Below are 14556 nucleotides of genomic sequence, written 5' to 3'. Positions count from 1 at the left end.
AGAGCCGCACAATGAACACACACGTATGGCATGGGCATGCCACAAGGGCCACCGTCAAGAGGGCCGCTGTTCTGATCGGCTGCACCGCGCTCGTCCTCGGGCTGACCGGTACCGGAGCGCAGGCCGGGCCCCGTGACCTCGGCCGGCAGGTCCTCGGGGCTGGTGACGGCTGGGGCTCGGAGGGAGCGGGGACGACCGGTGGGTCGGCCGCCGACGCCGAGCACGTCTACACCGTCACCACCTGGGCCGAGTTCAAGGCCGCGCTGAAGGCCGGCGGTGACGCGCCGAAGATCATCCAGGTCAAGGGCTTGATCGACGCCGTCTCCGAGGGCTGCGAGGCCTTCGTCACCGGCGGCTACGACCTTCAGGAGTACCTCAAGGCGTACGACCCCGCCGTCTGGGGCAACGACGAGGTCGCCAGCGGTCCGCAGGAGGACGCCCGGGTCGCCTCCGCCGCCAACCAGGACACGGAGATCAAGGCCAACATCCCCAGCAACACCACCATCGTCGGCGTCGGCAGGAACTCCGGCATCCTCGGCGGCAGCCTCCAGATCAAGGGCGTCTCGAACGTCATCCTGCGCAACCTCACCATCGAGGCCCCGCTCGACTGCTTCCCCAAGTGGGACCCGACCGACGACAACAAGACCGGCAACTGGAACTCCGAGTACGACGCCGTCGTCGTCTACGGCACCGACCATGTGTGGCTCGACCACAACACGTTCACCGACGGCCGGTACCCGGACAGCGAGCGGCCGGTCTACTTCGGCAAGGTCTTCCAGCAGCACGACGGACTGACGGACATCGTGCGCGGCTCCAACTACGTGACCGTGTCCTGGAACCGCTTCCAGGACCACGACAAGAACATGCTGATCGGCAACGGCGACGGCCTCGCCGCCACCGACGGCGGCAAGCTCAAGGTCACCATGCACCACAACCGCTTCGACGGCATCCTCCAGCGCTCCCCGCGCGTGCGGTTCGGGCAGGTCGACGTCTACAACAACCACTACGTGGTGACCGAGGAACAGAAGGACGACTACTACATCTTCGGTGTCGGCATCTCCTCGCAGCTCCACGCCAGCGACAACGCCATCTCGCTGCCGGCCGGGGCGAGCGTCGGCAAGGTCCTGAAGAAGTGGAACGAGTCGCCGCTGACCGCCGAGAACAACTACGTCAACGGCAAGCTGACCGATCTCATCGCCGTGCACAACGCCGAGATCCCGGCGGAGACCCTCCAGTCCGGCGCCGGATGGACACCGACCCTCCGGACCAAGGTCGACAACCCCAAGGCGGTGCCGGGGATCGTCAACCGCTGCGCGGGCGCCGGCCGCCTGGGCTGACGCACCCACCGGGGGAGGGGCGCACAGCAGGCTCGGCCGCCCCTCCCCGGCCACTACCAGCACGAGCCGCCCTGCGAAGGAGCACCCGCATGCCCTCGCCCCACCTCCGACTTCCCCTGTCCAGAAGGGGATTCCTCACCGCGAGCGCCGCCACCGCACTCGCCCTCGCGCCATACCCCGCACGAGCCGCCACCCGCCCCTGCCCCTTCGGCCGCTACGGTTCCCCGGCCGCCCGCCTGACCCCGCAGACCCTCTACGTCGACCCGTCCGGCCAGGGCGACTTCACCACCGTCCAGGCCGCCGTGAGCGCCGCTACCGGCAGCGGCCGGACGCTGGTCATCGCGCCGGGGACGTACCGCGAGACGGTCGCCGTCGACGTGACCCGTACGGAGATGACCTGGCTCGGCGCCGGCCGGGACCCGCGTGACGTCGTCATCGTCTACGACAACGCCGCCGGCACCCCCAAGCCCGGCGGCGGCACCTACGGCACCACCGGCTCCGCCACCACCCTCGTCCAGGCCGACGGCTTCACCGCCCACCGCATCACCTTCGCCAACGACTGGCTGCGCGCCGATCACCCCGGCATCAGCGGCACCCAGGCCGTCGCCATCAAGGTGCAGGGCGACCGTTCCGCGTTCCACCACTGCCGGTTCCTCGGCCACCAGGACACCCTGTACGCCGACTCCATGGCCCTCGGCGTCTTCGCCCGCCAGTACTTCGCGCACTGCTACGCGGAGGGTGACGTCGACTTCGTCTTCGGGCGGGCCACGGCCGTGTACGAGCACTGCCACTTCCGGACCCTGACCCGGACCGACCTGTCGTCCGCCCCGTACGGTTTCGTCTTCGCGCCCTCGACGGCCGGTGCAAACCCGCGCGGCTACCTGGTGACCAGGAGCCGCATCACCAGCGAGGCCCCGGACGGCTACTACAAGCTGGCCCGCCCCTGGGTGCCCAGCTCCGACCCCACCGCCCGCCCCTCGCTCACCGTCCGCGACACCCACCTCGGCCCCGGCATCGACGCGGTCGCGCCCTACACCAACATGTCGGCGTCCTTCCCCTGGCAGGAGCAGCGGTTCGCCGAGTACCGCAACGCCGGGCCGGGAGCGGAGATCACCGTTCCGGAGAACCGGCCCCAACTCACCGCCGTGCAGGCCGAGTCGGCGACCCGTGAGGCGTACCTCGGCGACTGGACGCCGTGGAAGGAGAGCCGCTGAGATGCGCAGGCGGACTCTCCTGGCGGGGATGGCAGGGATCGCCGGGGTCTCCGGAGGACTGGTCGCCGTCGGGTCCCCCGCCTTCGCCGGTGGTGTCGGCCGCCGGGTGCTGCACGTCCGGCCCGGTGGCTCGGTGCAGGCGGCCGTCGACGCGGTGGACGGCCCCGGCTGGACGATCGTCGTGCACCCGGGGACGTACCGCGAGGTGGTGAAAGTCCCCGTGGCGAAAGCCGAGTTGACGCTGCGCGGTGCCACCAGGAACCCGCGCGACGCCGTCATCGTCCACGACAACGCCAACGGCACCCCCAAGCCCGACGGCTCGGGCACCTACGGCACCGCCGGCTCCGCCACCTTCACCTCGGCCGCCCCCGGCCTCACCGTCCGCGACCTCACCCTCGCCAACGACTGGCTGCGCGCCGACCACCCCGACATCACCGGCACGCAGGCGGTGGCGGCGTACATCACCGGCGACCGGTCGTCCTTCGCGAACGTCCGCTTCCTCGCCCACCAGGACACCCTCTTCGTCGACACGACCGCGCTCGACACCTTCGACCGGCAGTACTTCCGCCACTGCTACATCGACGGCGACGTCGACTTCGTCTTCGGGCGGGCGACGGCCGTCTTCGAGGAATGCCACTTCCGCACGCTGCGACGGGACGTGGACTTCACCCCCAAGGGCATGGTCTTCGCCCCGTCCACCGCCCGCGCCAACCCGTACGGCATCCTCGCCGTCCGCTCCCGCATCACCTCCGGCGCCGAGGACGGGGCGTACAAGCTGGCCCGGCCCTGGGTGCCGTCGTACGAGACGACCGCCTGGCCGTCCCTCGTCGTGCGGGACACCCGGATCGGGCCGGGGATCGACGCGGTGGCGCCGTACACCAACATGCGCGAGCAGTACCCCTGGCAGACCATGCGGTTCTGGGAGTACCGCAACAGCGGGCCGGGGGCGGTGACCACGGTGCCGGAGAACCGGCCTCAACTCGCCGTTGCCGAAGCCGAGTTGCACACGAGGAAGACGTATCTGCGGGACTGTGGCGGCCGTATGCGTAGGGTGGCCGCACTCCTCGTCTGCGTGGGCCTGCTGTGGGCCGCTCCGGTCGCCTCGGCGGCCCCCGTCCGCGAACCCGTCGGCTGGGCCGCCACCGGCACCGGCACCACCGGCGGCGCGGGCGGCACGACCTGGACGGTGCGTACTCGCGCCGAGCTCAAGGAGGCCCTCGGCAACCGCGGCGACCCTGTCGCACCGAAGGTGATCCGGGTCGTCGGCGACATCAACGGGCATGAGGCGGCGGACGGTTCGCTGCTCGGCGAGCAGGACTACGCGCCCGGATACGACCTCGCCAAGTACATGTCCTGCTTCGGCGAGGACGGCGCCGAGTGGTCCGACACCCGCCACGACCACTGCAAGCAGCAGCGTCAGCTCCGGCAGGCCGGATCCGCGAAGGAGAAGGCGCAGATCCAGCTGACCGTGCCGAGCAACACCACGCTCGTCGGGGCCGGCGACGACGCCCGGCTCCTCGGGGTCTTCCTGACCGTCAACACCGGCACGAACATCGTCGTACGGAACCTCCACCTCGAAGCGCCCGTCGATCACTTCACCACCTGGTCGCCGGGGGACGGGGCGCGGGGAAGCTGGAACGCCCGCTTCGACGCGCTGACCGTCATCACCGGCAGGAACATCTGGATCGACCACTGCACCTTCACCGACGGCCGGTTCCCCGACCGCGAGGCACCCCTCGGCTTCCACGGTGAGCACGTCAGGCGGCACGACGGGCTGCTGGACATCGAGGACGGCTCCGACTTCGTCACCGTCTCCGACAGCCGTTTCGAGGACCACGACAAGGCGATCCTCGTCGGGTCCGGCGACGGGCGCGGGGACCGTGACCGGGGGCACCTGAAGGTGACGTTCCTGCGGAACCTGTTCACCGACATCGCGCAGCGCGCCCCGCGCGTCCGCTTCGGGCAGGTGCACGTCGTCAACAACGTGTACCGGGGACGGGCCGCCGACACCGTCTACGCCCTCGGCGTCGGCGTGGAGTCCGCGATCTTCTCCGAGCGCAATGTGTTCCGTTACCGGCAGGGCGCCCTCGCCCTCGCCGTCGCGGACTACGGAGGCGACCGCTTCCAGGACACCGGGTCGTGGTTCAACGGACGCCCCGGCCACCTGAACTCGGTGGCGGCCGGCCTCGGCCTCACGCCCGACGTCGGCTGGCATCCCGCCGACGTCTACGACTACCGGCCCCTCACGTCCGCGTCGGCGGTCGAGGAGTACGTCGTCCGGCACGCCGGCACGGGGAGGGCGTATGAGCGGCCATGACGCCGTGGGACGCCGGGTTTTCGTGGTCGGGGCCGGGGCGGCGGCGCTGTTCGCCGGAGGAGCGGTGAGCGGGGCGGAGGCGGCCGTGGTGGACGGTCCGCTGCCCGACTTCCACCCGGCCCTCAAGGACGGGCTCACCTTCCCGCTCGCCTGGGGACACTCACCGATCCACGACATCCGCGCCTGGCGCCGGGCCGCCCGCGCCAAGGTCGAGGAGCACCTCCTCGTGCCCCGCCCGGACGGGACACCGTACGCCGCTGAACTCGCGGAAGGCCCACAAGGGGACGGATACGGGCGGGAGTTGGTGACGCTCTCCCTCACCCCGTACGAACGCGTCCGCGGTGTGCTGCTCACTCCGCACGGCACCGGCCCCTTCCCCGCCGTCCTGCTCCTCCACGACCACGGCGCCAAGTTCGACATCGGGAAGGAGAAACTGGTCCGGCCCTGGTACGACGACACGCGGCTCGCCTCGGCGCAGGCCTGGGCGGACAAGTACTTCAGCGGACGCTTCGTAGGCGACGAACTGGCCCGGCGCGGCTACGTCGTCCTCTGCCTGGACGCCCTCGGCTGGGCCGACCGAGGCCCGCTCGTCTACGACCAACAGCAGGCCCTCGCCTCAAACTTCTACAACCTAGGCTCCTCACTCGCCGGGCTCATGGCCCGCGAGGACACCAGGGCCGCCGGTTTCCTGGCGGGCCTCGACCGCGTGGACGCGCGCCGGGTCGCGGCCGTCGGGTTCTCCATGGGCGCCTACCGCGCCTGGCAGACGGCCGCGCTCAGCGACGACATCGCCGCCGCGGTGAGCGTCGGCTGGATGACCGGCCTGAAGGAAATGATGGTGCCCGGCAACAACACCCTGCGCGGGCAGTCGGCGTACTACATGCTCCACCCCGGGCTCGCCCGGCATCTCGACTTCCCCGACGTGGCGAGCATCGCCGCCCCCAGGCCGATGTTCTTCCTGAACGGCGGCCTCGATCGCCTGTTCCCCGCCGACGGCGTCCGCGTGGCCCACGCCAAGCTGCGCGCCGTCTGGCGTTCCTGCCACGCCGAGGAGCGGCTGCGGCTGCAGACCTGGCCCGACCTCGGCCATGTCTTCACCGCACCCATGCAGGACGAGGTCTCCGACTGGCTCGACTCCGCCCTGTGAACCATCCCCCCACCCGCACGAGAGAGGAACCGCTCCCCATGTCTCGTCGTACCGCTCTCACCGCTCTGGCGGCCCTGACCCTGGGCAGCTGCCTGGCCGTACTCCCCACCCAGGCCCAGGCCCAGGCCGCGACCGTGGTCGTCAGCAACTCGACCGATCTGTCCAACGCCATCAAGAACGCCACCGCCGGCACCGTCATCCAGGTCCGCGGCGGCACCTACTACCCGACGGCCACGCTTCAGTCGACGGCCAACGGCACGTCCTCCTCGCCGATCACACTCACCGCGTACGGCTCGGAGACCGTCAAGATCGCCGGGTCGTCGCTGCCCTCCGGCTCCTGGATCTTCAAGCTGACCGCCGACTACTGGAACGTCTCCAACATCACCTTCCAGAACTCCCCGGACAGCGCGGTCGTCTGCCAGTCCTGCACCGGCACCAACTGGAACAACATCAAGACCATCAACGGCGGCGACTCCGGGTTCACGCTCACCGGGGACGGCACCGTCAACAACACGGTCCGCAACATCGACTCCTACGGCCACTACGACGCGGCCAACCACGGTGAGAACGCCGACGGCATCGCCGTGAAGTTCGGCTCCGGCACCGGCAACCTCATCACCGGGGCCCGCCTCTACAACAACTCGGACGACGGGCTGGACTTCTGGTCCTTCTCCTCGCCCGTCACCGTCGAGCACACCTGGGCCTTCGGCAACGGCAAGAACCGCTGGTCCGACTCCGCCTTCGCGGGCGACGGCAATGGCTACAAGCTGGGCGGCGACGGCGAGACCGTGGCCCACGTCATCAACAACTCGGCAGCCTGGGACAACGCCGGCAACGGCTTCACCGAGAACAGCAACAAGGGCGCGATCGTCATCAACCGCACGACGGCGTACGCCAACGCCAAGTGGGGTTACTACTTCGCCACCGGCGCGGCCCGGCTCGGCAAGAACCTGGCCGTGAGCAACGGCGGCGGCACGGTGAACAAGGGCTCCTCGGTTGTCTCGGCCGGCAACAACTGGGACTCCGGGATATCGACTCCCGCGTTCCGGTCGACGGATGCGTCGAGTACGTACAACGCGCGCAGTTCGAGCGGGACTCTGCCTGCGACGACGTTTCTGACGACGGGGAGTTCGACCATCGGGGCGACGATGGACTGAGCTGTCCGGTGACGGACGAAGCGGGCCGGAGAGTGCGCTCCGGCCCGCTTCGGGCATGGGTCCCGTATGCCGATCAGTCCCGGCGGATCAGCTCCGGATCGATGCGGCGGCCGACCAGGGGGAGGGTGCCGAGGATCGCTAGGGCAACGACGACGAGGGTGGAGACCAGCAGTACAGGCACGCCCGCGCCGTCCCAGAAGATCTCGCCGCCGCCCGTGACCAGATAGGCGGTCTCGGCCAGCTTGCCCGCGACCAGGGCCAGCAGCAGGCCGATCGCGAGCGGCAGGACGACCTGCAGGCACTGCACCGCCCGCAGGGTGCCGGCCCGGGCTCCGATGAGAGCGAGGGCGGTGACCTGGGACCGGCGTTCCACGGCCCGGTCGGTGACCGACACGAGGAACGCGGCGACGCCGATGACCAGACCCATCACCATGCCCAGCACGAGGAGCGTCTTGATCACCGTGAGCTGCTGCAGGGCCTCGATGTTGATGCCCGTCGGATCCACGTCGGCCGTCGGTGCGATCGCGCCGATCCCGTCCAGGACCGAGCGCACCGTCGACGGATCGGAGGAGGAGGCGAGGAGCAGCGTGGCGGACGCCGGGACGGCGCCGGGCGGCAGCTTGCCGGGCGGGACGAGGATGTAGACGCTGGACAGGTTCGTCACGCCCTGACCCGCATACAGCACGGTGTCCTTCGGCACCGGGATGCGCAGGGTCATGCGCTTGCCGTCCTTCTCCAGCGTGTAGGTGGAGGTCTTGAAGGGCTCGTCCCCGGTGTTCGGGTCCGACATGCGCATCACCTCGCCGTCCACACAGCCCTCGACCCGCCGGGTCAGCGCGGAGAGCTGGGCACAGGTGGCGATCAGGGCGGTGGCCTGGTTGTCGTCGGTGTCGCTCTGCAGGTCGTTGTCGAAGTCCATGACGACGGCGGACACCTCCACGCCGGGAATCTCACGCAGCCGTTGCTGCTGGTCCCGGCTCAGCTGGGACATCTGCAGACCGTACTCCTGGGTCGGCGAGGTGTTGCGCGAGACCTGGCTCAGCTCGACCAGGACGCCCTGGGCGAGGGACGCCGAGAACACCAGCAGGACCAGGCCTGTGACCACGCGCATCGCGCTGCCCGGTTCGACCTCGTTGCGGCGCATGGCCAGGTTGAGGGCGAGGTTGCCCGAACGGGCGAGCCGCTGGGCCAGCAGGTACGACAGCAACGGCAGCGTCAGGACCAGGCCGAGGCCGGTCAGCAGCACACCGCCCGGCACCAGGAGGGCGTTGATGCCGTCGCTGCGCGCGGGGTGGTCGGTCAGCCCGGTGGCACTGAAGCCGATGATGATCCCCAGACCGGTGACGAGCAGCAGCCCACCCCAGACACGGGGCGCCCTGGGGGCCGCCGTACGGCGGGTGGCGAGCGGGTTCCGGGCCGCCGCGCGGGCGCTCGCCCGGCCGACGAACCAGGCCAGCGCCGGACAACCGAGCAGACAGATGGCCATTGTCTGCCCCGACATCGCGCCGTCGGCGGCGTACCACTTCAGGCCGGGCAGGCCCGTCCGGGCGACGATCTGGTTGAGCAGCCAGAACTCCGCGAGGCCGAGGGCCGCACCGAGCAGGGCCGCCACGACGGTCTCGGCGGCGTTGACCCGCTGGGTGCCCTTCGCACTGACGCCGAGCAGACGCAGGGCCGCGAGCCGGCGGTTGCGGCTGGCGGCGGACAGCTTGGCGCACACCGACAGGAAGACGGCGAGGGGCAGCAGGACCAGGGTGGCCAGAGTGAAGCGGAGGATCTCCAGCGTGGAGGGGTCGACGGCCCAGGTGGGCGGGTACGGGCTGCCGAAGCTCTTCAACGCCCGGGCGTCGCCGCCGAGGTGGTCACGGGTCGTGCCGATATAGGCGTACAGCTCGTTGGGGTCGGTCAGACCGGCCGCGCCGATCAGGCCCTTCTCGGTGCCGGGCAGCAGGCCCTTGAGGCCGGGCTCGCGCTGGAGTTGGTCGCGCAGGGCAGGGGAGACGTACACCTCGCCCGGGCCGGGCAGCCTGCTCAGGCCGGGCGGTGGCGCGGGCGTGTCCTGTGTGCCCGGGGCGATGAAGACGCGGCCGAACGGCCTGGAGCCGTGCGGGTCCCGGAACTCCTGCACCAGGGTCCGCTGACCGGTCGGCTCACCGGCGTGGACCCGGGGGTACCGGGCGGCGGCCCGCCCGTCGTGGGCATCGAGGATCGCCGGGATCGTGAGGACGAGGGCGAGACAGCACACGCCGAGCGACCCGCCCAGGGTCATCAGCACAAACCGGGCGCGGTTGCCCCGACCGGACCCGAACAGCAACCGCAGACCGAGCAGGAACTCCCTCATCCCGCCGCTCCGATGGGGGCGAGCACCCCGTCGGCCATGGTGTAGCGGCTGTCGGCGCGGGCGGCCACCGTCGCATCGTGGGTCACCAGCAGCACGGCGGTGCCCTGCGAGCGGGCCAGATCCAGGAACTCCTTCAGAACGGCACCGGCGTTGGCGCTGTCGAGGGCGCCGGTCGGCTCGTCCGCGAACACGACAGCAGGCTTGTGCACCAGGGCCCGGGCGACGGCGACGCGCTGGTTCTGCCCGCCGGACACCTGCGAAGGCCGCCGCTCACGCAGGTCGGCGATCCCCAGCCGGTCGAGCACCTCGGCGGCGGCTGTGAGCGCGGGCCGCTTGCGCTGACCGGCGAGGCGCAGTGGCAGGGCGGTGTTCTCCTCGATGGTCAGCTCGGGCAGCAACTCGCCGTACTGGAAGACGAACCCGAACCGCTCCCTGCGCAGGGCGCTGATCTCCTCGTCGTCCAGGTCGGCGTAGGCCTGCCCCTCGAAACTGATCCGGCCCCGGGACGGTGGCAGCACGCCCGCCAGGCAGTAGAGCAGCGAGGACTTGCCGGAACCGCTCGCCCCGGTGATCGCCGCGACCTCGCCCCGCGCGAGCGCGAGGTGGGCGTCGCGCACGGCCGGTGTGGAGCCGTAGGAGAGCTCGACACCGCTCGCGGAGAGGATGTGTGACGTGTCTGACGTACTGGTACTGATCGTGTCCCCCGGAGGCCGGAGGGCCCCGGCGGTCAGTCCGGGGCCCAAGGGTATTTCTGTGACTGACGGTGTCACCCGTCAGTCTTTCCTAGCGGTGGTATGCCTTCGTCACCGAGCAGTTGTCCGGGCGGAGCGAACCCCGGTCACGGCAGGCCCGTATCCAGGCGTCATCGGTGTGCAGCGCGGCACCGTCGTAGCTGAGCTTGTCCAGCCAGACGGTCTTCTTCTGCTTGCCGTTGAACCGGCTCCAGTCGTACCCCTCGACGCGGACCTGCACGTAGACGTTGTGTCCGTCGCCGTGGTCGGCGTCCCGGAGGTTGCCCTTCCAGTGGAAGGCACCCTTGTTGGGGTTGGGGTGCGCAGGCTCGAACTTGTACTTGGCGTCCTTGAACTGGACACCCCCGCTGTTCAGCGTGGGGATGCCCTTCCACGCGGCACGAGCCTCGGCCGCACTGGTCGTTCCCCCGCTTGCCGTGGCGAACGCTGTCCCCATGCCAGTCAGAAAGAGCCCGGTCGCGAGCACACCGACAGCCAGCTTTCGATTCACTTGTTTTTCCTCCCGTTTGTCCCGGTGCCAAACCTTGATCACCGGGCGCTGGGAACGCTAACACCATCTGGCCGAAAGATGATCAACTTTTCGGTCTCGGGCTCGCCGTCGCGTGAGCATTCGCGAATACCCTGCACACCCTTTACGGACATCGCACCAACCAGAGGGAACCCGGACCCCGTTTTTCGCATCGCGGCCTCGTCGGCGTCAGTTCCGCACCGGCTTGATCCCTTCCAGCGTCGGCACCACCGGCAGAATCGTGCCGTCGGCCGCGAACTCCATGCGGTCGACGGTCGTCTCGCGGTGCATGCCGTCACCGCCCGCCTTTCCGGGGCCGTTCAGGGCGAAGCGGTGGTAGACGATGTACCAGTCGTCCGTGCCGGGGGTGTTCACCACCGAGTGGTGGCCGGTGGCGAGGATGCCGTACTCCGGGCGCTTCTGCAGGATCGTGCCGCGCTTGGTCCACGGCCCGAGCGGGGACGGGCCGGTCGCGTACGCCACGTGGTAGTTCTCGCTGCGCGTGTCGTCTTCGGACCACATGAAGTAGTACGTGCCCTTCCGCTTGATCACGAAGGAGCCCTCGCGGAAGTTGTCGGGCGTGATGTCCCGCACCTTCGACGCGTCGAACGACACCATGTCGTCGTTCAGCGGGACGACGTAGCCGTGACCATTGCCCCAGTACAGGTACGACGTCCCGTCGTCGTCCGTGTACACCGCCGGGTCGATCATCTGGCCGCTCCACGCCCCGCCCTTGGCGACCAGCGGCTTGCCGAGCGCGTCCTTGAAGGGGCCCGCCGGGGAGTCGGCCACCGCGACGCCGATCTGCTGCTCGGCGCAGAAGTAGAAGTAGTACTTGCCGTCGCGCTCGGCGATCGCCGGCGCCCAGGCGTACTTGTCCGCCCAGGACACGTCGGGGCCCAGGTCGAGGATGACGCCGTGGTCCTTCCAGTGGACCAGGTCCTTCGACGAGTACGCCTTGAACCTGGTCCCGCTCCAGCCCTGGAAGCCGTCGGTCGTCGGGTAGATCCAGTACTCGCCGTTCAGGTAGTGCACGTCCGGGTCGGCGTTGAGGCCGGGAAGGACGGGGCTTCCGGTCCGTACCGCCTCGACCGTCCAGGTGCGCTTCGTGCCGTCCGGCGCCGTCACGGTGTACGACTGCGGCTTGCGGAAGTCGCGCCGGGTGCCGGAGCCCGGGCTGACCGTGGCGCCCTCACCGGCCCACAACTTCGGGGCCAGGCGCGCGAGGTCGGCCCCCGGCCGCATCGGCAGGACGACCTTCGAGGCGCTCTCGGTGACGATCGCGTACCCCTTCTGGTCCTTCGCCGTCGCGTCCACCACCGAGGCGGGGCTCGCGGGGTACGCGGACAGCAGCCGGTCGTACTCCGCCTGCGTCACCGGGATCACCGTGCCGTGCCGGGGACTTGCGGGGAGCTGGTAGTCGGTGGACGGGGTCCACTTGCCCGAGTCGAGGTCGGTCGTCTCGAAGGGGACGTAGCCGCGGCCGCCGTACTCGTCGATGAACAGGTACCACTTCTCCTCGGTGTTCGACTTGAACACCGTCGGGCCCTCACCCCGCTCCATCGCGCCGCTGCCGATGCAGTCGGCCACGAAGTCGTACGACGTGTCGGTCAGGCTCGTCGACTTCTCCGCGGTGATGAACTTCGAGCAGGGACTGGAGGAGCCGGGGTCCCGTTCGTCCTTGGTGTAGCGGTAGTAGGTGCCCTTGTGCTGCACGACCGTCGAGTCGATGACCGAGTAGCCGGGGTCGTCCCAGACCTTCGGCTCGCTGAAGGTGCGGAAGTCCTTCGTGGTCGCGTACAGCATCTTGTTGTACGTCGATCCGGTGTGGTCGGGGTCGTCGGCGGCGTAGAGCTTCGACGCCCAGAAGACGACGAACTCGCCGAGGGAGTCGTCCCAGTAGGCCTCCGGCGCCCAGGTGTTGCCCGCGTTGTCGGGGGAGACCTTCACCAGGCGCTGGCCGGTCCAGTGGACCAGGTCGGTGGACTCCCACACCATGATCGACTTGCTGCCGTGCCGCTGGACCTGGTCCCAACTGCCGCTGCTGTTCCGGTACATCCGCAGGTCAGTGGCGATCATGTAGAACTTGTCGCCCTCGGGGGAGCGGATCACGAACGGGTCGCGCAGGCCCTTCTCACCGATCGTGGAGGAGAGCACCGGCTTCCCGGCGTTCAGCTCACGCCAGTGCAGCGGGTCGTTGCCGCGGCTGAGGGCGTAGCGGATCTGCTCGCCGTCGGCGGTTCCCTCGCCGGTGAAGTAGGCGAAGAGATAGCCGGCGTACCGGGACTGCTGCACGGGTGGTGCTCCTGACTGGGCGGTGCTGGGCGGGGCGGTGAGGAGAGCGAGCAGTAGCGAGAGACAGGCGAGGAGGAGGGTGCGGGGACGCATGTCACTCCTTGTGGGGGCGTGGGGGTTTCTGTTGGTCGGTGTGCGCGCCCTCGGAGTGTTGCCAGAGGTAAACAGCACGTCAATCGGTGAGTGCGGGATGAGGGGCAGCGAAAGTTTCGGTCGATTTCGCTGAGGTGCGGCAACCTCTGTGGGGCGCGGCGACCACTGCAGGGCATCTCTCGTCCCCCAGGAAAGGAACGCCCCGTGCGTTTGAGCACCGGCCGCCACCGCAGGACACGCACCCTCTCCATCGCCGCCGCGGTGGCCGTCTCCGCGGGGGCCGGCGGCGTCTATCTCGGCCTGTCGAACGGCGGTGCCCAGGCCGCCTCGACGACGGTCACCGTGTCCAGCACCGCTCAGCTGGAGTCGGCCGTCAAGAACGCCGTCGCCGGTACGACCATCCAGGTGCGCGGCGGTACCTACCAGCCGGCCGCCACCCTCAAGTCCACGGCGAACGGCACGAGTTCGGCGCGGATCACGCTGCAGGCGTACGGCAGCGAGAAGGTGCGGATCGACGGGGCCAAGCTGCCCGACGGCTCCTGGCTGGCCGGGATCTACGGCGACTACTGGACCGTGCAGAACCTCACCTTCCAGAACTCCCCGGCCCAGGGCTTCGTCGCCACGTCGTCCGTGGGAGGCGTCTTCAAGAACCTCGTCACCGCGAACAACGGCGACTCCGGGTTCACGCTGCGCGGCGACGGCACGACCGGCAACCTCGTGCAGAACCTGGACAGTCACGGCAACTACGACCCGGCCGGGCACGGCCAGAACGCCGACGGCATCGCCATCAAGTTCGGCTCCGGGACGGGGAACAAGGTCACCGGGGCGCGCCTCTACAACAACTCCGACGACGGCCTCGACCTCTGGCAGTTCTCCTCGCCTGTCACCATCGGGCACACCTGGGCCTTCGGCAACGGCAAGAACCGCTGGGGCGACTCCGCATTCGAGGGCAACGGCAACGGGTTCAAGCTGGGCGGTGGGGGCGCCTCTGTGGCCCATGTGGTCAACAACAACGCGGCCTGGGACAACACGCTGCACGGCTTCACGGAGAACTCCAACACCGGGGCGATCGCCCTCAACCGCAACACCGCGTACTCCAACGCCGAGACCGGGTTCTACTTCGCCACCGGCAAGGCGCGCCTCGCCCGCAATCTCGCCGTGAGCAACAAGAAGGGGCTGTCCAGGCTGGGTTCGTCGACCGTGTCGGCGGCGAACAACTGGGACAGCGGTGTGGCGACCCCGTCCTTCAAGTCGACGGACGCGGCGACGGCGTACGGCGCCCGCAAGTCGGACGGCTCGCTGCCGGCGACCACCTTCCTCACCACGGGCTCCACCACCATCGGCTCGACGATGAACTAGCCCTCGACGACGCAAGATCGAACGCCCCGCCTGTCG

General features: G+C 69.6%; 10 protein-coding genes and 1 pseudogene. 7 read left to right on the top strand and 4 right to left on the bottom strand.

Features of this window, described 5'->3' with window-relative positions; genetic code table 11:
* The first annotated feature begins 11 nt into the window (after positions 1–11).
* From ABD932_RS07350 to ABD932_RS07325, 6 genes and pseudogenes are all read left to right on the top strand, one after another.
* On the top strand, positions 12–1337 hold the full coding sequence (locus tag ABD932_RS07350) for a pectate lyase family protein (protein ID WP_345009837.1): 1326 nt from the start codon (positions 12–14) through the stop codon (positions 1335–1337).
* A gap of 89 nt (positions 1338–1426) precedes the next feature.
* Positions 1427–2551, top strand: a complete 1125-nt coding sequence (locus tag ABD932_RS07345; RefSeq protein WP_345009835.1) for a pectinesterase family protein — start codon at positions 1427–1429, stop codon at positions 2549–2551.
* A gap of 1 nt (position 2552) precedes the next feature.
* Positions 2553–3601: pseudogene (locus tag ABD932_RS07340) on the top strand (pectinesterase family protein).
* Positions 3594–4868, top strand: a complete 1275-nt coding sequence (locus tag ABD932_RS07335; RefSeq protein ID WP_345009833.1) for a pectate lyase family protein — start codon at positions 3594–3596, stop codon at positions 4866–4868. Before ABD932_RS07340 ends, ABD932_RS07335 begins: the two are co-directional and overlap by 8 nt.
* Positions 4855–6015 (top strand): dienelactone hydrolase family protein, encoded by a 1161-nt coding sequence (locus tag ABD932_RS07330; RefSeq protein WP_345009831.1) that lies wholly within the window; start codon positions 4855–4857, stop codon positions 6013–6015. The genes ABD932_RS07335 and ABD932_RS07330 overlap by 14 nt, the downstream gene beginning before the upstream one ends.
* Before the next feature lie 38 nt (positions 6016–6053).
* Positions 6054–7172: a right-handed parallel beta-helix repeat-containing protein gene (locus ABD932_RS07325; RefSeq protein ID WP_345009829.1), complete on the top strand. Its 1119-nt coding sequence runs from the start codon at positions 6054–6056 to the stop codon at positions 7170–7172.
* 73 nt (positions 7173–7245) lie between these two features.
* Here ABD932_RS07325 and ABD932_RS07320 read toward each other — a convergent pair whose 3' ends face one another.
* The 4 genes from ABD932_RS07320 to ABD932_RS07305 all read right to left on the bottom strand — a co-directional run bounded on the left by ABD932_RS07320 (position 7246) and on the right by ABD932_RS07305 (position 13161).
* Entirely contained in the window at positions 7246–9513 is a 2268-nt protein-coding gene (locus tag ABD932_RS07320; protein ID WP_345009827.1) for an ABC transporter permease family protein, read from the bottom strand.
* The gene (locus ABD932_RS07315) at positions 9510–10130 is read right to left on the bottom strand and encodes an ABC transporter ATP-binding protein (protein ID WP_345009825.1); all 621 of its coding nucleotides are present in this window, start codon (positions 10128–10130) and stop codon (positions 9510–9512) included. The genes ABD932_RS07320 and ABD932_RS07315 overlap by 4 nt, the downstream gene beginning before the upstream one ends.
* 166 nt (positions 10131–10296) lie before the next feature.
* On the bottom strand, positions 10297–10701 hold the full coding sequence (locus ABD932_RS07310) for a hypothetical protein (protein WP_345009823.1): 405 nt from the start codon (positions 10699–10701) through the stop codon (positions 10297–10299).
* 261 nt (positions 10702–10962) lie between these two features.
* On the bottom strand, positions 10963–13161 hold the full coding sequence (locus tag ABD932_RS07305) for a glycoside hydrolase family 43 protein (protein ID WP_345009821.1): 2199 nt from the start codon (positions 13159–13161) through the stop codon (positions 10963–10965).
* A 204-nt stretch (positions 13162–13365) separates the two neighbouring features.
* Here ABD932_RS07305 and ABD932_RS07300 point away from each other — a divergent pair, with 204 nt between their 5' ends.
* Positions 13366–14520, top strand: coding sequence for a right-handed parallel beta-helix repeat-containing protein (locus tag ABD932_RS07300; protein WP_345009819.1), 1155 nt, complete (start codon positions 13366–13368; stop codon positions 14518–14520).
* Positions 14521–14556: the final 36 nt, after the last annotated feature.

The sequence above is a fragment of the Streptomyces shaanxiensis genome, from assembly GCF_039537145.1.
Taxonomy (GTDB): domain Bacteria; phylum Actinomycetota; class Actinomycetes; order Streptomycetales; family Streptomycetaceae; genus Streptomyces; species Streptomyces shaanxiensis.
This window is presented reverse-complemented; position numbering and strand designations above follow the sequence as displayed.

What these genes read in the sequence shown, in the direction of transcription:
- ABD932_RS07350 (WP_345009837.1), top strand. Translation starts at nt 12, where the DNA reads ATGAACACACACGTATGGCATGGGCATGCCACAAGGGCCACCGTCAAG.
- ABD932_RS07345 (WP_345009835.1), top strand. Translation starts at nt 1,427, where the DNA reads ATGCCCTCGCCCCACCTCCGACTTCCCCTGTCCAGAAGGGGATTCCTC.
- ABD932_RS07335 (WP_345009833.1), top strand. Translation starts at nt 3,594, where the DNA reads ATGCGTAGGGTGGCCGCACTCCTCGTCTGCGTGGGCCTGCTGTGGGCC.
- ABD932_RS07330 (WP_345009831.1), top strand. Translation starts at nt 4,855, where the DNA reads ATGAGCGGCCATGACGCCGTGGGACGCCGGGTTTTCGTGGTCGGGGCC.
- ABD932_RS07325 (WP_345009829.1), top strand. Translation starts at nt 6,054, where the DNA reads ATGTCTCGTCGTACCGCTCTCACCGCTCTGGCGGCCCTGACCCTGGGC.
- ABD932_RS07320 (WP_345009827.1), bottom strand. Translation starts at nt 9,513, where the DNA reads ATGAGGGAGTTCCTGCTCGGTCTGCGGTTGCTGTTCGGGTCCGGTCGG.
- ABD932_RS07310 (WP_345009823.1), bottom strand. Translation starts at nt 10,701, where the DNA reads ATGGGGACAGCGTTCGCCACGGCAAGCGGGGGAACGACCAGTGCGGCC.
- ABD932_RS07305 (WP_345009821.1), bottom strand. Translation starts at nt 13,161, where the DNA reads ATGCGTCCCCGCACCCTCCTCCTCGCCTGTCTCTCGCTACTGCTCGCT.